The sequence below is a fragment of the Rhizobacter sp. P2_H2 genome (genome assembly GCF_056403375.1).
On record NZ_JBFUFP010000931.1, the window covers coordinates 1 to 2,170 of the forward strand.

Sequence of the window (2,170 nt, forward strand, 5' to 3'; positions counted from 1 at the left end):
CGCCAGCTCTCCGGCGGGCAGCGGCAGCGCGTCGCGATGGGCCGCGCGATCGTGCGCGACCCGCAGGTGTTCCTGTTCGACGAGCCGCTGTCCAACCTCGACGCGAAGCTGCGCGTCGCGATGCGCAGCGAGATCAAGGAACTGCACCAGCGCCTGAAGACCACCTCGGTCTACGTCACGCACGACCAGATCGAGGCGATGACGATGGCCGACCAGATCGTCGTGATKCGCGACGGCCGCATCGAGCAGACCGGCAGCCCGCTGACGCTGTACGACTTCCCGGCCAACCTGTTCGTGGCCGGCTTCATCGGCTCGCCGTCGATGAACTTCCTGCCCGGCACGCTGCGCCGCCGGGCCGGCCTGCTGCAGGTGGAGCTGGCCGACGGCACGCAGATGAACGCACCGACGCGCGCGGTGGGCGAGGACGGCCAGCCGGTGATCTTCGGCACGCGGCCGGAGCACCTGGCGCTCGGCGACAGCGGCGGCATCCCGTCGCAGGTGGTGGTGGTGGAGCCGACCGGTGCCGACACCTTCGTCGCCTGCCGGCACCAGGGCACCGAGGTGTCGGTGGTGTTCCACGAGCGGCACAGCTTCGAACCCGGCGCGACCATCCACCTGCAGCCCGACCTCGGCCGCGCGCACCTGTTCGACGCCGGCAGCGGCAAGCGATTGGCCGCCTGATGGCCTGATTCCTTCACGGTGCCGCAGTGCATCGCTTCACAACTTGACAGGAGACAACGATGACTGAGTTCAATCGCCGCAAGTTTCTGGAAGGGACTGCGGGCATCGCCACGCTCGGAACGGGCGCACTGTGGACGCCCGAGGCCGGCGCGCAGACGCTTGCCTACAAGCCCGAGAAGGGCGCCAAGTTGCGCGTGCTGCGCTGGAGCCGCTTCGTGCAGGGCGACATCGATGCGTACATGGTGAACGTCAAGCGCTTCACCGAGAAGACCGGCATCGAGGTGCGTGTCGACAACGAGGGCTGGGAAGACGTGCGGCCGAAGGCGGCCGTCGCGGCCAACACCGGCGCCGGGCCCGACATCATCCTGTCGACCAACGACGACGCGAACCTGTACCCCGACAAGCTGCTCGACGTGACCGACCTGTGCGAGTACCTCGGCAAGAAATACGGCGGCTGGTACCCGGCCTGCGAGGCCTTCCTGAGGCCCGACGGCAAGAAGTGGATCGGTGTCGCGCTCGGGGCGACCGGCTCGCTGGTGGTGTACCGCGAGAGCCAGATGAAGGCGGCCGGCTTCGAAACCATGCCGAAGGACACCGACGGCTTCCTGAAGCTCTACAAGGCGCTGGCCGCCAAGGGCACGCCGGGCGGCATGGCGCTGGGCAACGCGACCGGCGACAGCGCCTGGTGCCACTGGCTGCTGTGGGCCTTCGGCGGCGCGCTGGTCGACAAGGACAACAAGGTGACGCTGGACAGCCCGGCCACGCTGAAGGCGCTGGAGTACGCGAAGGAGCTGTATTCGAGCTTCGTGCCGGGCACGCTGTCGTGGCTGGACCCGAACAACAACAAGGCCTTCCTCGACGGGCAGATCAGCATCACCAACAACGGCATCTCGATCTACTACGCGGCCAAGAACTCGCCCGACCCGAAGCTCAAGGAGATGGCGGCCGACATCAACCACGCGGCCTTCCCGGTGGGCCCGGTGGGCGTGCCGACCGAGAACCACCTGTTCTTCAACCAGATGATCTTCAAGTACACGAAGTACCCGCAGGCGGCCAAGGAGTTCATGCGCTTCATGATGGAGCAGGAGCAGTTCGACCCGTGGCTGCAGGGGGCCGGCGGCTACATCGCGCAGCCGCYGCGCGCCTACGAGAAGAACACGGTGTGGACGGTCGACCCGAAGCACACGCCCTACCGCGACAGCGTGAAGAACCTGCGGCCGGCGGGCTATGCGGGCAAGCTGGGCTATGCCTCGGCCGGGGCGCTGGCGGATTTCATCGTGCCGAACATGGTGGCCGAGGCGGGCAGCGGCTCGAAGACGCCGAAGGAGGCCATGGAGCGGGCGCAGAAGCGGGCCGAGCGCTACTACAAGGTCTGATCGAGAGGCCTGCCCGTGAAGCTTCTCGAGCGCCTCCAGAACAGCCGCAACGCCCTCGGCCTGGCCTTCATGCTGCCGGCCGCGATGCTGTTGCTGGTGTTCCTGACCTACCC

Annotated in this window: 2 protein-coding genes; both read left to right on the plus strand. The window is 67.5% G+C overall.

Going from position 1 to position 2,170, the window contains the following annotated elements; translation table 11 throughout:
- Window positions 1–681, plus strand: a 681-nt coding sequence (locus AC1D15_RS28395) for an ABC transporter ATP-binding protein (protein ID WP_477828645.1), incomplete at its 5' end; no start/stop codon positions are given.
- Window positions 682–740: 59 nt separating this feature from the next.
- The gene (locus AC1D15_RS28400) at window positions 741–2,057 is read left to right on the plus strand and encodes an ABC transporter substrate-binding protein (protein ID WP_477828646.1); all 1,317 of its coding nucleotides are present in this window, start codon (window positions 741–743) and stop codon (window positions 2,055–2,057) included.
- Window positions 2,058–2,170 lie beyond the last annotated feature (113 nt).